19 protein-coding genes are annotated in these 21,951 nt (G+C 42.0%); 8 read left to right on the plus strand and 11 right to left on the minus strand.

The genetic code is table 11. From position 1 onward, the window contains the following. The first annotated feature begins 8 nt into the window (after nucleotides 1–8). Complete coding sequence (locus CLV32_RS19615) at nucleotides 9–1,172, plus strand: MFS transporter (protein WP_133558653.1); 1,164 nt, start codon at nucleotides 9–11, stop codon at nucleotides 1,170–1,172. 5 nt (nucleotides 1,173–1,177) lie between these two features. On the opposite strand, the gene CLV32_RS19620 is transcribed toward CLV32_RS19615, so the two are convergent. The 4 genes from CLV32_RS19620 to CLV32_RS19635 form a co-directional block, all read right to left on the minus strand. Then, entirely contained in the window at nucleotides 1,178–2,104 is a 927-nt protein-coding gene (locus CLV32_RS19620; RefSeq protein ID WP_133558654.1) for a LysR family transcriptional regulator, read from the minus strand. 65 nt (nucleotides 2,105–2,169) lie between these two features. After that, a complete protein-coding gene (locus CLV32_RS19625) occupies nucleotides 2,170–3,009 on the minus strand; it encodes an alpha/beta hydrolase (protein ID WP_133558655.1) in 840 nt (279 codons plus the stop codon). Between the two features lie 243 nt (nucleotides 3,010–3,252). Then, nucleotides 3,253–5,211 (minus strand): sigma 54-interacting response regulator, encoded by a 1,959-nt coding sequence (locus CLV32_RS23440; RefSeq protein ID WP_133558656.1) that lies wholly within the window; start codon nucleotides 5,209–5,211, stop codon nucleotides 3,253–3,255. Nucleotides 5,212–5,238: 27 nt separating this feature from the next. Beyond that, entirely contained in the window at nucleotides 5,239–6,264 is a 1,026-nt protein-coding gene (locus CLV32_RS19635) for a sensor histidine kinase (protein ID WP_208111056.1), read from the minus strand. 432 nt (nucleotides 6,265–6,696) lie between these two features. Between CLV32_RS19635 and CLV32_RS19640 the strand changes: the two genes are divergently transcribed. From CLV32_RS19640 to CLV32_RS19665, 6 genes are all read left to right on the plus strand, one after another. Further along, entirely contained in the window at nucleotides 6,697–7,599 is a 903-nt protein-coding gene (locus CLV32_RS19640; protein ID WP_133558657.1) for an alpha/beta fold hydrolase, read from the plus strand. Between the two features lie 297 nt (nucleotides 7,600–7,896). Further along, nucleotides 7,897–8,769 carry an alpha/beta fold hydrolase gene (locus tag CLV32_RS19645; protein WP_133558658.1) on the plus strand — a complete coding sequence of 291 codons (873 nt, stop codon included), beginning with the start codon at nucleotides 7,897–7,899 and terminating at the stop codon, nucleotides 8,767–8,769. A gap of 21 nt (nucleotides 8,770–8,790) precedes the next feature. Then, on the plus strand, nucleotides 8,791–9,786 hold the full coding sequence (locus CLV32_RS19650) for a hydrolase (protein ID WP_243732367.1): 996 nt from the start codon (nucleotides 8,791–8,793) through the stop codon (nucleotides 9,784–9,786). 54 nt (nucleotides 9,787–9,840) lie between these two features. Beyond that, nucleotides 9,841–11,625, plus strand: a complete 1,785-nt coding sequence (locus CLV32_RS19655; RefSeq protein WP_133558659.1) for an amidohydrolase — start codon at nucleotides 9,841–9,843, stop codon at nucleotides 11,623–11,625. 323 nt (nucleotides 11,626–11,948) lie between these two features. Then, complete coding sequence (locus tag CLV32_RS19660) at nucleotides 11,949–14,306, plus strand: histidine kinase dimerization/phosphoacceptor domain -containing protein (protein WP_133558660.1); 2,358 nt, start codon at nucleotides 11,949–11,951, stop codon at nucleotides 14,304–14,306. A gap of 65 nt (nucleotides 14,307–14,371) precedes the next feature. Then, nucleotides 14,372–15,373 carry a type I glyceraldehyde-3-phosphate dehydrogenase gene (locus CLV32_RS19665; protein ID WP_133558661.1) on the plus strand — a complete coding sequence of 334 codons (1,002 nt, stop codon included), beginning with the start codon at nucleotides 14,372–14,374 and terminating at the stop codon, nucleotides 15,371–15,373. Between the two features lie 260 nt (nucleotides 15,374–15,633). On the opposite strand, the gene CLV32_RS19670 is transcribed toward CLV32_RS19665, so the two are convergent. The 7 genes from CLV32_RS19670 to CLV32_RS19700 form a co-directional block, all read right to left on the minus strand. Then, entirely contained in the window at nucleotides 15,634–15,945 is a 312-nt protein-coding gene (locus CLV32_RS19670) for a type II toxin-antitoxin system VapC family toxin (RefSeq protein WP_133558662.1), read from the minus strand. Nucleotides 15,946–16,016: 71 nt separating this feature from the next. Continuing rightward, complete coding sequence (locus CLV32_RS19675) at nucleotides 16,017–16,229, minus strand: hypothetical protein (protein ID WP_133558663.1); 213 nt, start codon at nucleotides 16,227–16,229, stop codon at nucleotides 16,017–16,019. A gap of 275 nt (nucleotides 16,230–16,504) precedes the next feature. Continuing rightward, entirely contained in the window at nucleotides 16,505–16,858 is a 354-nt protein-coding gene (locus CLV32_RS19680) for a hypothetical protein (protein WP_133558664.1), read from the minus strand. 507 nt (nucleotides 16,859–17,365) lie between these two features. Then, complete coding sequence (locus CLV32_RS19685) at nucleotides 17,366–18,391, minus strand: DUF2268 domain-containing putative Zn-dependent protease (RefSeq protein ID WP_166641988.1); 1,026 nt, start codon at nucleotides 18,389–18,391, stop codon at nucleotides 17,366–17,368. Nucleotides 18,392–18,746: 355 nt separating this feature from the next. Next, entirely contained in the window at nucleotides 18,747–19,220 is a 474-nt protein-coding gene (locus CLV32_RS19690) for a hypothetical protein (RefSeq protein ID WP_133558665.1), read from the minus strand. Continuing rightward, entirely contained in the window at nucleotides 19,198–19,707 is a 510-nt protein-coding gene (locus CLV32_RS19695; RefSeq protein WP_133558666.1) for a helix-turn-helix domain-containing protein, read from the minus strand. Before CLV32_RS19695 ends, CLV32_RS19690 begins: the two co-directional genes overlap by 23 nt. Nucleotides 19,708–19,710: 3 nt before the next feature. Next, nucleotides 19,711–20,214: a hypothetical protein gene (locus CLV32_RS19700; RefSeq protein WP_133558667.1), complete on the minus strand. Its 504-nt coding sequence runs from the start codon at nucleotides 20,212–20,214 to the stop codon at nucleotides 19,711–19,713. A 256-nt stretch (nucleotides 20,215–20,470) separates the two neighbouring features. Here CLV32_RS19700 and CLV32_RS19705 point away from each other — a divergent pair, with 256 nt between their 5' ends. Further along, nucleotides 20,471–21,052: a DUF4142 domain-containing protein gene (locus CLV32_RS19705; protein ID WP_133558668.1), complete on the plus strand. Its 582-nt coding sequence runs from the start codon at nucleotides 20,471–20,473 to the stop codon at nucleotides 21,050–21,052. The last annotated feature ends 899 nt before the right edge of the window (nucleotides 21,053–21,951 follow it).

Below are 21,951 nucleotides of genomic sequence, written 5' to 3' on the forward strand. Positions count from 1 at the left end.
TTTGTTGAATGCAACATGAACGTAAAAAACAAGTCCCCCAAAGCCCTGATGTAATTCCCGGCATAGCCTGTATGCTACTGATGTTTCAGGCTTATCTGGTTGCACCGTTATCGGCTACCCTTGCTCAAGATTTCCGTTCTTCTATGGTTAATCTTGCAATACCTGCTTTTGCAATCCCTTTCGCCATATCGGCGGCTGGAATGGTGTTATTAAAGCCTGATGCCGACCTGCGCAAACACTTTCTATATTCATTGGCAGCATTGTGCATAGGTACCTGTGTCCTTAGTTTTACTACATCCGCAGTTGTATTTCTGATGATCAGAGCGCTGACAGGACTTGGCACGGGAGCCATGCTGCCGTCGGCATTACTCCTGGCCATACGTCCACATGAAAGAAAACGATCGCTTAACGCTATGGTGCTGATTATTTTTGCATTGGCAACGGGTATGACTTTCGGGCCGAGTATAGGCGGATGGTTGAATGGCCTGATCGGCTGGCGAAACCTTTTCCTAAGTATTGGGATGCTGGCTGCAACGCTTTCTTTAAGTTATTTTCTCAAAGACAGATGGGGCCGGCAGGCAGGCCTGGTGCTATTAGAAATTAAGCCGATCTCAAGACCGGCTTCAGATTGGAAAAGAAGATACACTTACGGTTTCGTATATTTAACAGGGGTGTTTCATTCCGGTGTCTTTGTCTGGATCACTTACTATTTTACTGCCCAATATGGTTTAGATGAATTTCATATCGCTACCGATCTGTTTATTTTCGGCCTTCCTGGGTTCATAGTTGCGATATTGATGTTCCGTTACCAACTAGATAAAAAAGTAATTACTATTCTTTATGCTGCGCTCGGACTAACAATTGCCGGTCTTCTGGTATTAATGGGAAATCTGCCATTGTGGTTAGCAGAATGCTTATTGGGCATTATGTCGTTAGGGTTTGGATGTAGTCAACCCTTATTTATCGGCATCCTTCAAATACCCCGGGCAGGCTTATCGCCAATAGGGCCGTTGGCTAAAGGTTCCGGACTTCTTTTTGCAGGTTATGGCAGCGGTCCATTGATCCTGTTCGCATTGCTCAGCTTTAATTTAACTGCAGCAATGGCTTTTTTGGCAATATTGGTGGCAATACTGGCTTACATCTCCCGCCGGGTGTGGAGTGTAAGCTCTTAGAAATGTCAATCCTGCGGCAATAACTGTCCGGGGCATTTAGGCCAGTTTCGGGCAATGATCTCCTCCAGATACTTTATTTCCTCCGGATATGCTGAATGCTTGCGTTTTCCGAAGTATAGCGTATTCTCAATAGGAGGATTCCCTTCCCAGGCTACTTTCACGGCATTGCCTGCGATTTCGTTGCAACATAGGAAGTCGGGCACAACCGCAAAACCTTTGCCATTAGACAAACAACGCAGAATAGAACCGAGAGAAGGTAAAACATATTTAGGCCTGAAGCTTGGCAACGTATCAAAACTGGCAGTCCAGAAACGGTTTAGATGTTCCATATCGGATGCTGTAGTATAAAAATTCTGAGCGGAAAGCCATGTTTTCAGAGCCGCGCGGTCATCTTTCAGGAGCAGCGCATCAAACGCTGTAGTCTCCGTCTGGTTACCACAGATCAGGACGATCCGCTCTTGCGTGAAAGGTTTGTAGTCCAGGTTATGCTGTGTACCTTTCTGGGGTGTCAGGATCAGGTCTAAAGTGCCATTGGTAAGTTCCTGAAGCATTTGAGGATAAGCGCCAAATCTGGTAACCAGATTAAAGGGTAGTTCGGCTATATGAGCTTCAAGCATATACTGAAAGATCCCGGTAGACATGCCTACGCTAACTGTTGGTTTTTCTGCTTTGGATTTCCGGTGAAGATTGTGTTCTGCCTCTTCCAGCTTGTTCATGTGGTCAATGATAATGTTATATAGCATAGTCCCCCGTTCGGTTGCTATCATTTTCCTGGTATCACGGTCGAAAAGCCTGTGACCGGCATAAGACTCCAGCGAACTTAAATGCAGACTAACACCGGGTTGGGAAATAAATAATGCCTGCGCTGCTGCAGAAAGGGTTCCTGCTTCATAAATTACTTTAAAGGTTCTGAACCATTCTAAATTGATCATCGTTGTAGCTTTTAAGTGTTATAAATAGTATTTGGTTGGTTGTATATGCATGGTTCGAACTCGATTTACACCCGCTCTTTCAGCCAAAGCAGGATATCCCTGATGATGATGCCATTATACTTATCATTCAACAGGTCATGATAATGCCCTTCATATAAATTAAGCTGTTTGTCAACTGAACCCGCATGGTCCAAAAAATACTGGCTTCCGGCAGGCTTTGTTGCCTTATCCGCCGTGCCATGTAAAAGCAGGATGGGAAGCTTAATTGCCGGCATTTCTCTTTTCAAGTACGCAGCGGCAAATAAAAGTTGCTGCATAGTTTTGGCTGGTTGCTTTTCGTTTGCCAACAGCGGATCGCTGTTCATTTTAAATACAATCGATTTATCACGTGAAAAATCTTCATTATTCAGTTTAACCAAGCGCGTATGCGGTATAATACCCGCTAGGAACTTAATTGTCGCAAGCGCAAAAGCGGGCGCAGGAATTTGAAAGGCAAAGCTTTCAGAGATAAGTCCCCGCAGATTAGACTGGTTTTGCACGGCATAAGCTGATGCGAAAACGCCGCCCGCGCTGTGGCCAAATAAAAATATCGGGACAGTCGGACATGCTGATCTGGCGATATCCATAAGTAAATCAATGTCTGCAATCACATCATGATAATCCGCGATATAGTATCGTTCTCCCTCCGAACGTCCGCGGCCGGCAAGGTCCATCACATAACATTCAAATCCATTATCCAGAAGCTGGGCTGCGAAATCCTGATAATATCCACCGTGGGAATTTAATCCATGAATAATAACGATAATACCTTTTGGCTTAGCCTCAGGCATCCAATTCCGGTAAAAGATCTGCTGCCGTTTATGATTGATGAATGTGGCTGTTTTTGGTTGATTTTTCGTTCCCATAACTATAGCATAGTCAAACATGTGCCACAAGCTCAAAAATCCACACCCTTATTTTTAATTTATACAAAGCACTGATAATCAATGTATATCAAATAACTAAGAAATACTTATAGAGAAATTTTATGGATTACCTCCGATTTTTTCGGAGGTAATGCGGTGTATCCTCTGAGAAAATTGGAGTCACATGATGCCCGGGAAAGGCCTGTAGATTGCCATGATGAGCTGCGGAATACTGGATGTCGCTTAGTTTCCAGTCGACCCGGAATAGTCTTCTCTTCTAATACCTAATTTAGCTATCCTGGATTCCAGGGTCGTGGGCTTAAGGTTGAGCAAGTTCGCAGCTCCGCTATTCCCGCGAATCTTTCCTTCTGTTTTTTTGAGAATAGAAATGATATAGGCTTTTTCCGTTTGCCGCTGTTGATGTTTAATATCATCAAGTGTTCCTGTTCCGGTATTGCTGGACGTTTCTGTGGTAACACCGATAAGGTGCTGCTTTAATTGTAATTCAGCATCCCCGCTGTGGAGGATAACTGAACGTTCAAGTACGTTCTCCAGTTCACGAATATTGCCTGGCCATTGGTAAGCGAGCATGGCGTCGATCATCGAAGCGGAAATACCACTGAACTTTTTATGGAAATCACTGCAAAACCGGTGTGCAAAAAAGCTGGCCAGTTCCAGGATATCACTTTTCCTGTCCCGTAATGGGGGCAGGGTAATAGGAAATACATTTAGCCGATAATAGAGATCAAGCCTGAAATTACCATCGGACACTTCTTTTTCTAAATTGCGATTGGTAGCGGCAACGATCCGGACGTCCACTTTTTTTGAGCTATTGCTGCCAACGTAATTGATTTTTCTTTCCTGTAATACCCTCAATAATTTAACCTGCATAGCTAATGGTAACTCACCTATTTCATCTAGAAAGATGGTCCCACCTTCTGCTTGTTCAAAGCGGCCCTTTCTTTTTTCGGTAGCTCCGGTAAATGCGCCCTTTTCATGGCCAAATAATTCTGATTCTATCAGCGTGGGTGGTATAGCACCACAGTTTACTTCGATGAATGGCCCTTTTTTTCTCGATGACAGGTTATGAATGGCCTGAGCAACTTTTTCTTTTCCGGTTCCACTTTCACCAAGTATCAGCACAGACGTATTGTAAGGTGCTACCTGAGTGGCAAAATCTAATGCAGCTAGTAACAAGGGGTGTTTTCCGATGATCCCTTTAAATTCGTTTTGGTTCTCTTTGCCATCATCATTAGTTATCGCATCATTTGATGACGATCCCGGTTCGGGCAACATCATCTTGTCGGTAACCTTGATCAGGCAACTCTTGAAAAGCTTCAAAACAGCTACATGTTTTTGCGTGTAAACACAGCGTTCCTTGCTATGAAAACAATAATTTACGCTTAACCCGCTGGTAGTAACCAACGAGAACATCAGAGACGAGTTGATATTAAAGCATCTGATCCAGGTTTTCTGGAGCGGGCTGAAAGGCGTCAGGTCGTCAGCTATCCCTTCCAAATCCGCGCTGCCCACCGCAGGAAAACTTGCTGTGAGTATTTCGGAAAGTTTGTTGCTGCTCAGACCTGCAATGGTCATGATTTCGTTTTCACCAATGTACTGGTATTCGTCATACCCAATACGTAAATATCCGGAATCGGTGAACTGCCCGGCATTTTCAGGACGACTGCCGGAAACTATGAGGTCAAATGGTATAAATACCCTTATCGCCTGTGCCAACCTTAACAGCTTATGTCTGGCATCAGATTTTTCATTACTGATGTCTGCTAAGTGTTTTTGCAAAAGCAACTCCTGCTGTAATCTGGAGTCCGCAGCAGTCTTTTGCCGGTATAGGGCGATATCAAGTGCGATTAACAGATCTTTCTCCCTGAATGGCTTAACAAGAAACCCATAAGGATCCGTTGCTTTTGCTTCTTCAAGTACAGTCTGGTTGGAATTTGCAGATAGGTAAATAAAAGCGACATTTTTGTCGTTGAGTTTTTTGGCAAGGTCAATACCAGACCGTTTTCCGTTCAAATGAATATCCAGCAACACAAAATCCGGCTGTTCCTGCTGCAGTTGTTTTTCAGCTTCTTCCGCTGAGGAAGCAATACCGGTAACAGTATAGTTTGCCTGCTCTAGAGTTAAGCGTAACGCGTTAGCTACTACAAATTCATCTTCAACGATCAGTATCCTTTTATCCATATTCTCCTATCCTAAATTATGCCTGCGTTATTGCGATACCGCAAAACGGACCGTGATGTGTACGCCATTATTATTTTCAATCTGGAAACTACCTTTTAATTGTTTGGCAAGTCCCTGGATCAGGTCCAGACCAAAAGAATTATGTTCTTTAGCACCGAGCCCCGCAGGTAAACCTCTTCCATTATCCGAGATCTTCAGCAACAAATGCGCAGGCCCATCCGGACCAAGCCATAACTGGACGATCCCCTGCTGACCTTTCAAAAAGGCATACTTGATCGCATTGACGATGCTTTCGGTGAAGATCAGGCCCACTGGAATCACCTGCGAAACATCAAGCACTACCGGAGCTATAGACTGTTCAAAAACAATGTGATTATCTGCATCGAAACTCTCATGCAGGTATTTCACCAGGTCATCAATATATTCGGGCATAGAAATAGTGCCTGTATCATTATCCTGATAGAGCTTTTGATGGATCAGGGACATGGCCTGCATGCGCCGCAAACTATCTTTTATCGCCTGTATAGCAGCATCGTCTTCCAAATAGACAGATTGCGAATATAGCAAACTGGTAACCATCTGCAGGTTGTTCTTTACCCTGTGCTGCACTTCTTTGATCAGCCATTCCTTTTCTTTCATCAGTCGCTCCTGATCATTGAGCTGAGTTTCAATTATTGCGTTTTTTTGGTCGAGTTCCCGCTGATGGATTTTGAAGGACAGGTTGTTGCTGCGCCTGGTCTGGAAAAGCAGCAATAAAAGAACGAAAATGATCACCAATAATGCGCCCCCGGTCAGTATGGTCATTTTTTTTACTAGCGATCCGTGCCTGATATTCTGGTCTGACTGGTCATTTGCTGCAATAAAGCGTACGTTACTTGTATTGGCTTCATATTTTGCGGTCATTACGCCTGAATTTTTAACTTTTCTGTAGTTCATTTCAGATTTTCCATACACCGTTGTCATACAAGCAAGGGTAATAAATACTGCGCGGAAAATCTGCACGGCGAGATTATGAGCTATACTATCAAGTTTAAATTGAACAGCAGATTTCATAAATTTTAGCCGGATAAACCAGGTTATCCTATCGATAAACGAATATACCGAATATTCAATTATATTAAAGGAGAATCTGTGCTGCCTTTTGATTAATCTAAGGCTAAGGAGGTATTTGGTAGGTAAGGGCATAGGAATGATTTGGCTAAAGCTACACATCAAGGCCTGGTCCATGTTTATTTCGCCAATAATCCCGCTAATAACTGTTATCACTAAAATTATAAGCTATACAACTCATTGAAGGCCAATTGTATTTTGTAGCTGGCTCAGGCAGTCATTTGCCATTAGAAAACTGATAGGACTTACTATTTAAATGGCAGATCTATTTTTAGACATCACCATAAATTTGATCAACTTAAGTATAAGCAAAGTTTAAGCATTGAAAAATTGAGCTGATTAAACAAGCTATCCTAAAAAATAAATAAGCAAATTATGAAAACAACAGAAATCAACGATGTATTTTATGTTCGGTACAAAAAGGTCGCGATTGGCAGTATAGAAATATTTTACCGGGAAGCCGGCGACCCGAAAAAACCAAGCATTCTGTTACTTCACGGGTTTCCGTCTTCGTCCCATATGTTCCGCAACCTGATCGAACAGCTCTCCTCAGATTATTTTTTGATCGCGCCCGACTATCCTGGTTTTGGTTATAGCAGCTGTCCCGATCCTGCCGGATTTGACTATTCTTTTGACCACTTAGCAGACATCATGGAGCAATTTATTGATACCCTTAAGTTACACGATATCACTTTTTATATGCAGGATTACGGAGGCCCGGTCGGATTCAGGATCATTACAAAAAGACCCGAATTGGTTAGCAGTATCATTATTCAAAATGCCAATGTGTTTTTAGAGGGATTAGGACCCCATGTACAAAAGATAGCTGCCCTGACAGATGCGCAAGACTTTGCAGGTCTGGATGCAGCAATAGAACATATGATGACACTCGATGGTATTAAAGAACAATACGTTTCAGGTACGCTACATCCGGATCGTATCAGTCCTGACAGTTACTACATGGACCACTTGTTCTTTGAGGAGCCAGGTAAAAAAGCGATTCAAAAAATACTTTTTGCAAATTATGGCAGCAATTTTCCAAAATATCCACAATGGCAGAGCTATCTGCGCGAGCACCAACCACCTATGCTGATTACATGGGGTAAAAATGACAATATTTTTCCCGGTTCCGGTGCATTGGCCTACAAAAAGGAATTGCCTGATGCCGAAGTGCATTTGTTCGATGGCGGGCATTTTCTGCTCGAAGAATATGGGATTCAGGTAGCGCAGCTTATCCGTTCTTTTTTGAACCGTCAGGACATGCTATACAGCAAATAGCTTTGTTTGCGCATTTGTAAATCCTCCATTCCCCGGCTGGCTACCAGCAATCAATACAGCTTATTCCAGTTTAGCGTATAAAACAGAAAGACCACAGGCAACAGTCGGTGGTCTTTCTGTTTCAGGCCGGAAGGGGATGGTTCGGATGCTAAATACTTATATATCAATTTAATAATGATAGCTATAATTAGCGTGATATACAAAATTTTACACTGGCACCTACTTTTGATTGAGGCCGGTAAACAGCAATAATCCGGTAAAAATATATCTAAATAGTAATCATTAATAGTCAAAAACATGAAAAATCAGACAACTTACCATTTTATCGACATCAACGGTGTCAACATTTTCTATCGTGAAGCAGGGCCTAAAGATGCCCCTACTCTTGTTTTGTTGCACGGCTATCCGGCATCGTCTTTTATGTTCAGGAACCTGATCAATCAATTATCGGATAAATACCATTTGATCGCAGCCGACTACCCTGGCTACGGACGAAGTGAGCAGCCGCCTATAGCAGAATTCGACTATACATTTGACAATTATGCGGTAATAATCGAAGAACTTTTAAATAAATTGAACATCAATAAATACAGCCTCTACCTGATGGATTATGGCGCGCCGGTAGGATGGAGGATCGCCTCAAAGAATCCTGAAAAAATTGATACGCTTATTGTTCAGAACGGTTGCGCCTATGAAGAAGGTCTGGAAACTTTTTGGGATCCGTTCAAAGTTTACTGGGCAGACCACAGCAACAAAGAGGCGGAACATACTTTAAGCACTTTCCATCAACCGGATGGCTTAAAATGGCAGTATACACATGGTGTTCCGGATACATCGGTGGTTAGCCCCGACAACTGGGAAATGGATCTTCGCCATTTAGAAAGGCCGGAGAACAATCAGATACAACTGGATATGTTCTATGATTACGGCACCAATCCGCCTAAATATCCAGAATGGCAGCAGTATTTTAGAGACTACAATCCGGAAATGCTGATCGTATACGGAAAGAACGATTACATTTTCCCGGTAAGCGGCGCTGAAGCTTACAAGAAAGACGTTAAAAACCTGGAATTTCACTTGTTTGACGCCGGCCACTTTGCACTGGAAAGCCATGGCAATGAGATCTCGGAGAAAATAAAAGATTTTCTGGATCGTAAAGTTAAACCATAAAGCCCTGCTAACCCTATAATAATGGCTCTCCCGCTATATAGCGGGAGAGTTTCTACGCCCACCATGAGACCAGTTATCAAGATCATTTCAAAAAAAATATTCCGGGTAAAATTACATGGCTCAGATATGCTTTTGATGCTATTAACAGGCGCGGCCAGCGGTTTTTTTTTCTATTGGCACCAGTCCGTTGATCTTGACAACGGCCCGATGGGTTACATGTTCTTATGTGCCGTTCTTTTTTTCTGGTCTCTTCGCAAGGCCGAAACATCAGGTTATCTGCATCAACATACTATAAACAAATTTGAAACACAAAAAACAATAAAAACAATGAAAAAGCTGATTATAACATCGATCCTTGCAGCAACAACACTATGTGTTTTTGCTCAAAAACCTAGTCCGGCATTGCTAAATCCCACAAACCACACGCTAATCATGGTCGATTATCAAAGTCAGATGGCTTTTGCGACCGGCAATATTACCATCGAGTCATTGCGCAGCAATGCAGCTCTGGTAGCGGGGGCCTCAAAAATATTTAACATACCTACAGTCGTAACAACGGTAGCGGCAAAATCCTTCAGCGGACCGGTGTTTCCGGAAATAACTGAATTTTTCCCCCAGGCTACATCGGGCTTTCTGGACAGGACCACCATGAATAGCTGGGAAGATGCCAACGTATATAAAGCCGTTACCGGCAAAGGTAAAAAAACCATCGTTTTAGGTGGGCTTTGGACCAGCGTATGTATCGTTGGCCCGGCATTATCTGCGATCAACGAAGGCTATAATGTCTATTTTATTACCGATGCTTGTGGTGATGTATCTAAAGAGGCGCATGAACAGGCAGTCACCAGAATGGTGCAGGCAGGTGCACATCCAATTACCGCTATGCAATATTTACTGGAATTACAGCGCGATTGGGCAAGGTCTGAAACCTATAAATCCACTACCGACCTGGTTAAAAAATACGGTGGCGCATATGGTATAGGTATCCAGTACGGACAGGAAATGATCAAGCATTAACCTGATCAGATAAAAGGTGGAGATTTCCACCGTTTTGTTTTAAAGCATATAGACATGAAACTTTTGTTAACAATAATCCTATTTCTGAGCTATACGAACCCACTCTTTGCTCAGCAAAAGGCAGGGATGATCATTATCAACGCGAAAATCATTACCCTGGATGATCTGCAGCCTGTGGCAGAGGCGATAGCAGTTGCTGGCAACAGAATAATTGCAGTCGGCAACAAACAACAGGTACTTCGCTTCAAAGGCACTGGGACACAAATTATTGACGCCAGGGGTAAAACAATTATTCCAGGAATTTACGACTCGCATTTGCATGTAATTCGTGGAGGCAGATTTTACACTACAGAACTACGATGGGACGGCGTAAAAACGCTGAAGCGCGCGATGGCGATGCTCAAAGAACAGGCTTCCCGCACGCCTGACGGTCAGTGGGTGCGGGTTGTAGGAGGTTGGACACCATACCAGTTCGAAGAAAAACGCCTGCCCACATTAGCTGAGATAAATGAAGCAACAGGCAACACGCCAACCTTTATACTTTATCTGTATGGGCAGGCTTATTTAAATATAGCAGGCATTGAAAAACTGGGAATCACCGGCGATACGCCGAACCCTATTGGCGGCCTTATCCAAAAAGATCCGTTTGGCCAGCCAACCGGCCTTTTGATCGCAGAGCCCAGTGCGTTTATATTATACTCCACGCTATCAAAATTACCCGAATTAAGCCAGGCTGAAAAAATAAATTCTACTAAATTATTTATGTCCGAACTGAACTCACTGGGCGTTACCAGCGTAATGGACGCAGGCGGAGGTTTTCAGAATTTCCCCGATGATTATGGGATTACCGATTTGTTAGCTAAAAAAGCTGAACTTACTGTCAGGCTGCCCTACTATCTTTTCGCTCAAAAGCCAGGCACAGAACTGGACGATTATATCAGGTGGATGAACATGGTCGAGATTACCGGGCACGGTAAGGAAAACCTTTCCGAAAATGAAGAGACCGAATATTATGTGCAGGGTGGCGGTGAAAACCTTGTAGCTTCCGCCGGCGATTTTGAGAACTTTGACAAGTCGAGACCCGAGCTCCCGGCGATGATGGAGCCACAGTTAAAAGCTGTGATATCCGAGCTTGTAAAACATCGCTGGCCGTTCAGGTTACATGCAACCTATAATGAAAGTATCAGTCGTTTCCTGAACGTGATCGAACAAGTAAACTCAGAAACACCGCTGAACGGACTCACCTGGTTTTTTGACCACGCGGAAACTGTCAGCGATGAAAATCTTGACCGGATCAAAGCACTTGGCGGCGGCATTGCAGTCCAGGATCGTATGGCCTTTCAGGCTGAAACTTTTATCTCCAGGTATGGAAAAAATGCCGCCATGAATACTCCTCCAGTACGCAGCATGTTAAACAAGGGTATCAGGGTAGGCGGAGGCACTGACGGCACAAGGGTCTCCAGCTACAATCCCTGGATCGGGATCTACCAGTTCGTGACGGGAAGATCAGTAGGTGGACTTGAATTTACGGCGAAAGCAAACCGGCTGGACAGAATCGCTGCACTCAAATTATACACCCAAGGCAGTGCATCCCTGATCCATCAGGAACAAGATAGGGGGACGCTGAAAAAGGGTTACCTGGCCGACCTGGTGATTCTTTCAGCCGATTACTTGAAGGTTGCCGATGCGGACATTAAGAATATCCGTGCAGAGCTGACCATTTTAAATGGGAAAGCTGTATATGGTTCAGGTGAATTTAAGCAAAATGCTCCAATGGTACTAAAGGCGCTGCCAAGCTGGAGTCCTGTAAATTTCTATGGCGGCTATCAACACGATTAGCGAGAACGTGATCGTGCAAAGAAGTAATAATGTGCATAAAAATGCGGGCCTCATTGATTGTTCCAATAAGTATAAGTATTTTAGATAATCGAAACACCTGATTGTAAGATCATGATGACGGGACGTGAATTCATGAAAATTGAATTTCCTTAGTGATTCAGATCTGGGTGTGAAAAAAACGATAGTTATCAGAAAACTGATACTATTTATCAGACAGCTAATAATCTATTGTCAATAGCGGGCAATACATTAGTATTGAATTGCTGTGATGCAAAAGCACAACTTATTAGCGCGCCTGGAAAGGCCGTATTAAAATAATTGTCATGAAAATCTATTACTTACTATTCCTGATTATTTTGATCTCAAAACCGGTTAAAGCACAAAGGAATGACCCAAATGATGGGCCTGAATCTGTGTTATGGCAGAAATTACGGGACACTAAGGACGGAGCGGAAAAGATAAAGATACAGCTGGCCTTAGGACGTACAATTTTGTACAGATCAGGAGGTAAGGTAGAAACGATCGATTCAGCAATGAATTTTGGTGTTTTGGCAGAGCAAGAAAGCCGTAAGATTAATTTTAGGGTAGGTGTGATCAATGCAGTGGTATTAAGATCAATATGTTTCAGTCAAAAAAGAAGACCCGATATTGGGTTTAAGCTTGCCCAACAGGCGCTGGTTTTCTCCGAAAAGGTGAAGAATTTTAACGGGATTGCAGAGTCCTACATAGCAATTGCCGAAAGCTTTCCTGTCCACATTCCAGATAGCTTGCGCCTTAAAACCCATTATTATGATAAAGCTACTGCAATCTTCAGGCATGAAAAAAACATGCACAGGCTTGCAGCAGCACTGGAGATCAATGCCGAAATGTATTACCTCGCCGGTAAAAAAACAGAAGCTATTAAACTCCTGTTCGAAGCATTGAATGTGAATAAGGTGCTCGGCAACAGAGCCGTACAGGGCATTTATTGGATGATTGCCCGGACTTCCAATCGATTTGGGGATTACCCGGATGCCGTGAAATACAATCTCTTAGCGATAAAGACCGCAAATGCTGTGGGGGATTCTACCCTTAAACTTTGCAGTATCTATCACAGTATGGCAACTACCTATATCAGCATGTCGGATTATCCTAAGGCACTTTCGTATTCGTTAAAGGCCTTAGAAATTGCCAGGCGCTACAATGATCGTGATTATATCATGACCGTATATTTTGCCCTGACACTTGAATATACCCGGTTGAATAAAATTTCTAAAGCCCTGCCACTACTTGCGGAAATGGAAAAATTATCCACCGTCAATTATGATAAACTTGGCGTAGCGTTATGTTATTTGAGTAGCCTAACCTATGCCAAGCAGTATAAGAAAGCGGCAATTTATGTCCAAAAATTGAAAAGGGAATTGGAAAACTTTCCAGCCGACAATTATTTAGAACGCCTGAGCAGTTACAATAATCTGGCTAACTACTATTTGGATACCCGGCAGTTTTCTATGGCCTATTATTATACAGACCTGCAGGCTGCGATCCCCGCCAAACACCGTGTGCCACTTTATAATAAAGCTATTGAATATGACTATTATCGCCTTGATTCTATAAAAGGTGATTTTAAATCCGCTTTTACTCATTACCGGAATTATCAAAGGATAATTGATTCTGGACTAAATGTAGCTAAGACCTATCAGATTTCCCTACTGCAAATAGAAAGTGATACTGAAAAGAAAAATGACCAGATAGAGGCACTTAGCAAACAAGCACTGGCGAAAGATAATATTTTGAAACGTAATCGGCTGATACAGAAAGTGATTATTGCCGGCAGTATCATGCTCGCAGTCATCACCGCACTCATCTACAGCCGGTACCGGTTAAAACAGCGGAGTAACGCCAAATTGTTGCAGCAAAAGCGTGAAATTGACGGGCAGAACGTGGAACTTCAACAGCTGGTAACCGACAAGAACCAACTTATCGGCGAAAAAGATGAATTGCTGATGCAGCAGGATGTACTTTTAAAGGACAAAGATCATCTTTTAAAGGATAAGGATCTGCTGATCAAGGAAGTTAATCACAGGGTGAAAAATAACCTGCAGATCGTAATGAGCCTTTTAGCATCACAGTCGGGGTATTTACAAAACAAACAAGCCCAGGATGCCATATTAGAAGGGCAAAATCGTGTTCAATCTATCGCATTGATACATGACCAGTTATTCCGTACCGACAGTGTTTCGAAAGTGGACTTAGCAGCTTACATTGCTGAACTGGTACATCGACTGGACTACTCGATCAACAAGGGTGATCAGAAGGTCCAGCTTTGTTTTGATATTGACATGATCATGCTTGACGTTTCTCAGGCGATCCCGGTGGGGATCATTCTGAATGAAGTTGTAACCAATGCATTGAAATATGCGTTTCCCGGAGAAAGATCCGGAGAGATACAGATCCACGTAAAAGAAATTGCGCAACAGGTTGAGATCCGTATCAGTGATAATGGGGTGGGACTGCCGGAAAACTTCACTTTTGAGAAGGCAAATTCATTAGGAATGACACTGATCAGGGGTCTTGCCAACCAGCTCAGTGGTAGTTTTGATATCAATGATCACCAGGGGGTTACAGTCTCAATCCGGTTTCCCATGGTCATATCAGACGTAATACTGGAAACGGAGGGTTTCCAAGCCCCGGAATTATAAATGGTTTTTTTACACTATTAACATTCACACACATCAATTCTAACTTAAATAACAAACATTATACTATGAAAAAGATCGCTATATATGGCTTTGGCCGGATAGGAAGGCAATTATTAAGGATCGCGCTGGACAGGGATTTATTTGTTCCGCAAGCCATCGCTGATGTGAAAGCAGTAAAGACACTCGGTGCATTATTTTCTGTGGATACCAATTATGGTCGCTGGCCAGGAACTGTGGATACCTCAGCAACAGGCTTCTTGTTAAACGGGAATGAGATTGCCTATGTAGATTCTTCCAATGGGATACCCGACTGGAACAAACTTGGAGTCGACCTCGTTGTAGATTGCTCAGGTAGAGCAACAAAAAGGGCAGGTGCACAGGCTCATCTCGACCAAGGCGCGAAATATGTGCTCGTCAGCGCGCCCAGTAAGTCCCTGGAAGACTGTGATGCGGTTTTGTTGAAAGGAATAAATCTCGAACAGTTTGACCCTGCAAGTCATCATATTATCAGCATGGGAAGCTGCACAACTAATGCGCTTGCAGTTCCCATCAGGGTGATTAAAGAAGCATTTGGCATTGAGTATGGCCTCTTTTCTACAGTGCACTCTTATACCAATTCGCAGTCACTTACAGACCAGCCTATGGCCGATATCCGGGATTCATGGGCTGCTGCGGAGAACATTATCCCTTCATCATCAGGTGCGGCAAAGGCCCTGCAATTTATTTGGAGTGACCTCAGGGTTACAGGTAAGGCTTACCGCGTGCCGACAAGAACGGGAAGTATCGCGGAATTGAACTTAATCACTACAAAGTCCTGTACTGTAGCCGATGTAAACGAGGCTTTCCGTAAAGCGGCAACAGGGCCAGAACTGAAGGGCGTTTTAGATGTATTGGAAGATCAGTGGACTTCTGCTCGGATCGTAGCCGACCCGCACTCGTCTATCATTGACCTCAACCTTACGGCGAAACAAGGGGACCTGTTGTCTGTTGCAACCTGGTACGATAACGAATGGGGTTTTAGTAACCGCCTGGCGGAAGTTGCTCAATATCTGGCGGCCAGAATATAACTTATGTGTTGTGCAGGATCGTGAGGGTGAAATAATTGATGTTGTTTTTCTTCCTCAAATCTTGAAGAGAAGATTTGCATGTCATCAAAACAACATCAATTATTTCCAGAACACGTCGCTGAAAAGGGGGGATCCGAAGAATGCAGAGTTTGTTACCTGAGTTGGGGATAATCACATCAATAATTTCCAGAACACGTAGCTGATTATAAGGTTCTGTGAATTCATGTGTCATTCAATTTACACAGGACGGGCAAGTAGCGTTAAAGTTCGAATGGGTTTATTAGCCTTAATCCTTCTATCTTATGGAAATCTTTTGTATTGCGGCTAATAAACGTTAGATCATTTATATGAGCGGTGGCTGCAATAATAGCATCGGGTAACCTTATAGCATATTCCTTACGAAAATCTACCGTTTTGTCTTTTACGATTCGATCCAATTCAAATATGACGGAATCACCTATGAAACTTTTTAATGTTAAAAGATCTTTTGTGGTAGCGGCTTTCCAGCATAACAACTCTATTTCCGTAATAGCTGAAATAGCCGGAACAGATTCTTTAAGAACACCATCCATAAAATCTTAAGCTTCTCTAGAAAAAAGTTGCTGTAAGTAGTATATAGCTGTATTTGTATCCCAAAGATAACTTATTTCCATTCGTTACGCAGGTCGTCTATTTGTTTTTCGATTTCGTGTAAAGGTTGGGCAGTCATCGCTCCTTTATATTTTGCAATCAATTTTTCAGAGTCCGCATTAACTACGCTGTTGTCTTTTCTAACACGAATGATTTTGAGCATTTCCAAATCTTTCAATAGATTTAATGCATTTTCATTCAAAACATCGATTGTAAGTGTTGTCATAAAACAAAAATAATAAATTATAATGGTAATAGCTAAGCCTTTGGGTAATCCACGAAACGACAATTACCTGCATTTATTGAGGGGGCAGGACTGTGAGGGTGAAATTAATTGATCTTATTTTCTTCCTCAAATCTTGAAGGGAAGATTTGCATGTCATCAAACAACATCAATAATTTCCAGAACACGTCGCTGAAAAGGGGGTATCCGAAGATTGCAAAGGTTGTTATATTGACTAGGCCAAACAACATCAATAATTTCCATAACGCATTAAGATGTTATTTTTCAACAAAAGCAGATTGTGACTTTTTACCAAGACTCTGGCTAGCTTTATGGAAGTCTTGAATTTTAGTCTCGCCACTGGCTAATTCGAAGAGTTCCTTTTGCAAATTCAATTTGGAGATAATTTTGATTAATGTTAGCTTATTCTGTTTTGAACCAGTAAAATTTAATTTCAAATATTGCGCTATAAAATCTGAAAACGAAGTTAAAAGCGCTTCTTTCTTGGATATATAAGATGAACTCTTAACACTGCCATTTAAAGCAATTGATTGAAAGATGATCTGGCTAATTTCTTCAAATTCTTCATGATTGATATGGTTTGATTTTTTCACCGCCTCTAAAACTGTCATGTTAGACCTCCTCCATTATTATAAGGTATTTTAAATTATTAAAATACTGACGCTTAGCCAAACATATTTTGTAAACTAGTCTAATAAATCCATGAAGTAATGGGAAACGATACTTCTAATTTTAGATAGTAAAGTTTTTATCTAAATTAATGTGAAATCGGTACTAGCTTAACTCATCTATTGTTGGATTGTTGACGGTTAAGGTTGAGGCGGGCAGGACAGTGTGGGTGAAATAATTGATGTTGTTTTCTTCCTCAAATCTTGAAGGGAAGATTTGCATGTCATCAAACAACATCAATTATTTCCAGAACACGTCGCTGAAAAGGGGGTATCCGAAGATTGCAAAGTTTGTTATATTGACTAGGCCAAACAACGTCAATTATTTCCAGAACACGTCGCTGAAAAGGGGGGATGCGAAGATTGCAGATTTGTTAGATGTAGTAGGCGAAAAAGCATCAATAATTTCCAGAACACTTCGCTGAAAAGGGGGGGGCAATGTTTTAGGCGTTATTGGACAAATTGATCTCCATATCTGCTTCGTTTAAAGATTTCGCCGCTTGGCAATCTATATAGGTCTTTCCAGGAATCTGATCCGTTGTTTTGAACATAGGCTTCTACGATTCTAAAGCCTAGCCAGTAGAAAAGGGTCTTGGGGACATCAGGAAACAACTTAAACTTATTGTTGCGTAATAGCGGGTTTTCCCCTGTTTCATCAAAGTACTTATTTACTTTTTGAAATATTTCTTTTTCGTGGGTAAGGTACCAATTCCAATCTGCTGCTGACATGTTTTCAACCGCCTGGTGTTTGGAAATCGCTCCATTAAAAAACACCCATGTGAAATAACAGGCAAAACCCTCGTCAATCGTTTGTGCCAATGCTGTGTCGTGCTTAGGATCTTTCATTCTATTTGGCTCGTAGGCTAAATGATTAAGTTCGTGTGGTATGCCCTTATTTATCGTATAGTCAAGATCATTATTTATATAGTTCAATTCTAAAGCAAATTGGGTTGCATCGCAGCCACCAAAACCGATCCCCTGAATCGGCGTAAACAATATACTGATTACGGCTTTAGGCTTATAGCCAGCCATTTTGTTGAACTTCCTCAGATTTACAGTTAAAATAGAATCCAAATTCATGGCTAACAGCTTTCTGATCTTGTCGTTAAAGAGGGTTTTGTTGTCCAGATATAGTGTTCTATTCCAGGCCATCATACCGGCAGTAGTATTGAACCTGGAAGCGTTTTCTGATCCGAAGATCGTTCCATAACAGTTATCCCACAATTTCTTGTGCGGGAGATAAACCCCATTTAAAATCATCAGGCTATCATATTTGCCGCTGTCGCGATGTGCTAAAACCTGGCTTTTAAACAAATTATGTACAACGATGTTCTCAACTTTAATACTGTCAGCTGTCCTTTTCAGGCTGTCCATCAACGATAATGACTGAGTGCGAACTGGCTCTTTTGGCAAAGAACAGGAAACTGTGCATGTAATAACTAGCAGTAAGACCGGTAACCAACTTTTACTGTTCATAGCGTCGAATTTAAAACACCAGACCATTTGTTATGCCAGTAATAAAAATGAGGAATAGGCATAAATACAGGCCTAAATGGTTGCTTATTAGTATTAACAATGTTCATTATTGTACATTCCTGTGCGAAACCGGACAGGAGCGTACCGCATCAAACTTTCCTGTCATTTATAGGCCCAGCGTTTTAGGCTTAGGTCGAAGGGAGCATGGATTTGCGGAGTTACCCTGAAATTTTGCGACTGTTGGAGAGTTACCTCAATTTAAGCAAAATTATATCAATTGGGGTGGTTCACCTGGGATCATCTGCGGCTTCAATGAATTGGCAGCCCCAAAAAGATGGGCAGGTGTTTCGCGTATTTACTTTTTGATCGGTGCGTCTAATAACTTCGCCGTATCCACAACAGGCAGGATTAGTCCATTGAGTACGGTGCCTCCAGTTCTCGTTAATATTATTCCTCTAGCAGTCGAATATGCTATACCCATCAAACTAATACCAAGTTGACGGGCCGCATTGACCACAGTTTTACTTCCCTCTTCAACCACTATCAATTCCATAATATTCTCAATCTGGAAATCAAAATCTATTGAGAAGTTTGCCTTGATCATTGGCGGCTGTCCATCTTCTCCTGGCTTCTCCATATCTATCATCAGTGAGAGGCGGCACAAGTAATCTTCGTTGAAAAGCGTCGCGGAACCTATATTAAGCGTAAGCTCATCCCATCCCGCAGAATCCGAGATGGATGAATTGACCTGCGCATTGGCAATGTTCACACCAAGCAGGTGTATTTTCTCGGGAATGACGACGCCTTTAGGCTGCGTTAGTTCTTTCATTTCCAGGTTGATGTTGATCGGTTTCTATTGAAGAGCCCCATGCACTTGCCGTTTCAAAGCGGTAGCTCTTATCATTTCTGACCACGACCGTCTTGCCATCGCAATTCACCTTCACATTTGTTTCACAAGCATAGAGATTGCTATTTGCCATAAACTGTGAGTGAACTTGCGTTCCAATCTTTCGCACATGTAGTTCCACGTTTGCAGTATATCGGTGTTGATAGGATTTTGGAGTAACTAAAAGCTCCCTTCCCAGCACTGCCTCCAGTTTACTGATGCTCTTGAACGTGAAATTATGCAGGCCGGTTAGCCACTTGCTTATCTCAGATTCTGATTTTCCCAATTCCTGAGATAATCTTTTCTGGCTCCAACCCAACTCGTCCATCACATGGTGAAGCTGTTCGATCAGTGCAAGGTTCTTAGAAACGAAGATCCGGTTCTCCGGATTTGCTCTTTCCCTTGCTTTAAGAAAAATTTGACTTTGCATAATCTAGTTAATTATAATCTCTTTGGATTCCAGCGAAACCAAACGTTTGCCACGAACTTCAAAGAAAGTGTCTTTTGCTTCTAAAATTTTTTTGGCAAAGGTTTGGGCCTCTTTAAACTGCATTGGCACATCCCCTGCCGGCCCTTCATGGGCAATCCCCCCGCCTAATAAAACTAGCACATCCTGTGCCAATTCAACATAGTATAAACGCAAATTATTTCCAAAGACTTCAATCTCACAGTCACCGACTATTCCTTTTGGAGGTAGTGCAAACACTCTTGCCTCTGCTCTTGCCCTTAAAATTAGCTTTGTCCCTCTCTCTGCCAATTCCTCAATCAGCGCATGGATATCTTGCGCATCATCATAGAACTCGCCTGCCTCATCAAAATAGAACCGTTCGTAAAACTTATGGGTCTCTGAGGCCTCCTGCCCTTCAAACCTTACGGTATAGAAGTTGCAGACCTGCTGATCGTCTACGGAAAAATCTTCGATGACAAAAGTATTCACTTTTAAGTTAAGTACAAATTAAACATAAATATTTTACATTCCAACTATTCCTTTGAAACAATTGAAATCCAACATAGACATTTGTACTGAAAGACTACTTCAGGAATTCCGGCACTTTTTGCACTAGTTGAGGAAATTTGATAAAGAAGTATTTTAACTGAGAGGAGCGCTACTATGGTATATGGGAATGCAGACGCCACGAAACCAAGAAACATTAGCGTTCGCTATTTGTTGTATACCAGCCAAACTATAAACCATGAGATCAAAGACAATTTTAATCGCACTCCTCTCTTCAGTAAGTTTATTAGCCGCGTGCAGCGGTAACTCAAATAACGACAGGCCGAAAGGTTCAGCAAATGATACGGCAACGATGGCTTCTGCAGGGTCTTCTAATGCGGATACAGCAGTCAACGTTACCTCTTCAGAAGAGGATAACATCTATTATAAAGCAGTTGTATTTGGGATGTTGCAGGTGGAGACCGCGAAGTTGGCAATTACGCAAAGTAGCGATCCTAAAGTGAAAGTGCTTGCGGGAACAGTTGTTAAGGATTACCGCAAGCCAATCGCAGAAATCAAGAAGATTGCTGAAGACAAAGGTGTAAGGATGCCTGTGATTCTTCCTTTCAGCGATCAGGATCGCGTAACTGCCCTGGAAAAATTGAAAGGTAAAGACTTCGATAAACAATACCTCAGGATGCTGTTGAGCGAACATGAAAAAGCGGTTAAGTTCCTTACGGAAGCTTCCAATGATTCGGATGCTGCTACCAGTGCTTTCGCACTAAATACGTTGCCTGTAACAGAAGGGCATCTCAAAAAGGCTGCGACGATTAAGTTATGATTCGTCTCTCGCATCGTTTGTTGCTAAATGATTTAAAATAACGAATTGTTAATAATCCCTCGCAAGCAATATGGATGTGTCTTTAAATGATTATTGCTTAATTTTTTGGTGCTTGGGCAGGATATGAAATGAAATAATTGATATTGTTTTCTTCCTCAAATCTTGAAGAGAAGATTTGCATGTCATCAAACAACATCAATTATTTCCAGAACACGTTTTCGATAGTTGCGTAGGTGTTTGCTATTAGGATTTATATAATTGTGCTAATTATTCACAACTGAAAGTTTTGAAATGTAGAAATATGGTTTTATATTGTGCAATAAGCGTCTCATAGTCATTCCTTTATGGCTTTAGGTCGTGAGTATGATTTGCCGGTATTACTATAGGTCTTGGTGGTTATCAAGTTGTATTCAGAATGGAATATTACTATAGAACATTTTATTATAACTCCAATTGAGATTTAGGGTAGTTAAAGGTTATTAGCAGATTTTTTCTAAGTGGGTTTAGATGAGGGTAGGCGCTTAATCAACGTCTACTCTTTTTTAATTTCGTTCAAGTCCTATTATTAAGTTAATAAGCCCTATTTATGCAAGTTTTGTAAAGCATAAAGGAAGATAAAAATACCCGAATTGGGGATCCTAAGATTGTAGCGTTCGTTATTTCGGTGTTGTCAAACAGCATCAATTAGTCCAGCGCACGTTTTTGAAGGGTAGTTGTCCGGGATTGCAGGGTGATTTTTTCGAGGATGCATAGTGTGTAGGAAAAATGTTTTCTTTGTCCAATTTTCAATTTTGAGCAGCTATGTCTTGGCAATTTAATCAAAACAAGCAAGGCTAAAAGCAGGTCGGCCGGGTCTGCAGATAACCTTACTTGCTTGATGGCATATGGTTGACGCGCTC

This window comes from Pedobacter duraquae, from assembly GCF_004362245.1.
GTDB lineage: Bacteria > Bacteroidota > Bacteroidia > Sphingobacteriales > Sphingobacteriaceae > Pedobacter > Pedobacter duraquae.